We start from the raw sequence: 1519 nt of genomic DNA, 5'->3' as shown, positions 1-1519 counted from the left end.
GCGTGCGCCAACGCGCGCTCCTCGGCGGGGATGCGGAAGCCGAGCAGGAGCACCGCGTTGAGCAGCGTGAACGCCAGGGCGGTGACCCACGCGGTGTGCACGAGCGGCAGCGCGATGCCCTCGGCGACCACGGCGACGTAGTTCGGGTGGCGCAGCAGCCGGTACGGGCCGCGCTGCACGAGCGGCAGGTCCGGGACGACGATCACGCGCGTGTTCCACTGCGGTCCCAGGACCGCGATGCACCACCACCGCAGCGCCTGCGACGCGAGCACCACGACGAGCGCGGGCCAGCCCAGCCAGGGCAGGAACGGCCGGTCGGCGAGCCACGCCTCGGCGATGCACGCCACCAGGAGCCCGGTGTGCAGCGCGACCATCGCCGGGAAGTGCCCGCGCCCGCTCTCGCGGCCCCCGCGCTCGAACGACCAGCGGGCGTGCCGTGCGGACACGACGAGCTCGGCGAGCCGTTCGACGCCCGTGGCCAGGACGAGCGCCGTGTACAGCGCGAGGCTCACGCGGCCCTCCGCTCGTCGGACGGCCAGCGCAGCGCGACGAGCTCGGCGCCCACCCCCGGCCCGAACGCGGCGACCACCCCGAGCGCACCGGGTGCGTCCGTCGCGGTGGCCGTCCCGCGTGTCGTCGCGCCTGTCGTCGTGCCCGCGGCCGTGCCCGGCGCGCTCGTCGGGGAGCCCGCGAGCGTGTCGGCGAGCACGTGCAGCACCGACGCGGACGAGAGGTTGCCGGCCCGCGCCAGGCTCGCCCACGACCGGGCGAGCGCGTCGCGCGGCAGGTCGAGCGCGTCCTGCACGGCCTCGAGGATCTTGGGTCCCCCGGCGTGCACGACCCACGTGCGCACGTCGTCGAGCACCGCGCCGTGCGCGGTGAGCAGCGCCTTCACGTCGTCGGCCACGTGCGCCCGCACGACGTCCGGCAGCCCACCGGACAGCACGATGCGCAGCCCCGAGGCCCCGACCCGCCAGCCGAGCGCGTCGCCGGAACCGGGGTAGAGGACGCTGCGAGCGCCGACGACGCGCGGCGCGTCCGCCCAGACGCGCCGCGTCGCGCCCGAGGTGCCCCGCGGTGGCTCGCGGTCGTCGCCGACCATCACCACGGCCGCGCCGCCGTCCCCGAACAGCCCGCTCGCGACGAGGTTGGCGGTCGAGTCGTCGTCCCGCTGCAGCGTCAGGGAGCACAGCTCGACGCTGACGAGCACGGCGACGTGGTCACGGTGCGCGGTCACGTGGTCGTGCACGCGCGCGAGCCCCGCGGCACCGCCCGCACACCCGAGCCCGAAGCTGGGCAGGCGCGTGACGTCGGGCCGCAGCCCGAGCCGGTCGACGAGGGCGGCGTCGAGCGAGGGGGCCCCGATCGCGGTCACGGTCGTGAGCATGAGGTGGTCGACGTCGTGCGGGTCGAGGCCCGCGGTGCGCAACGCGTCGCGCACCGCGCGTTCCGCGAGGTCGGTGCCGAGCGCGAGCGCGAGCGCGTTGGTCTCGTCGAACGAGGTCAGCGTGCCGTAGCG

At 76.5% G+C, this 1519-nt stretch carries 2 protein-coding genes; both read right to left on the bottom strand.

Going from position 1 to position 1519, the window contains the following annotated elements:
- Window positions 1–512 (bottom strand): isoprenylcysteine carboxyl methyltransferase family protein (locus CWIS_RS11805; RefSeq protein ID WP_082156418.1); only part of this gene is annotated, 512 nt, incomplete at its 3' end.
- On the bottom strand, window positions 509–1519 hold a 1011-nt coding region (locus CWIS_RS11800), incomplete at its 5' end, for a type III polyketide synthase (protein WP_048343500.1). The genes CWIS_RS11805 and CWIS_RS11800, both read right to left, overlap by 4 nt.

Source organism: Cellulomonas sp. A375-1 (genome assembly GCF_001040865.1).
Classification (GTDB): domain Bacteria; phylum Actinomycetota; class Actinomycetes; order Actinomycetales; family Cellulomonadaceae; genus Cellulomonas; species Cellulomonas gelida.
The sequence above is the reverse complement of the archived record's forward strand: the minus strand, read 5'-3'. Positions and strand labels throughout refer to the sequence as shown.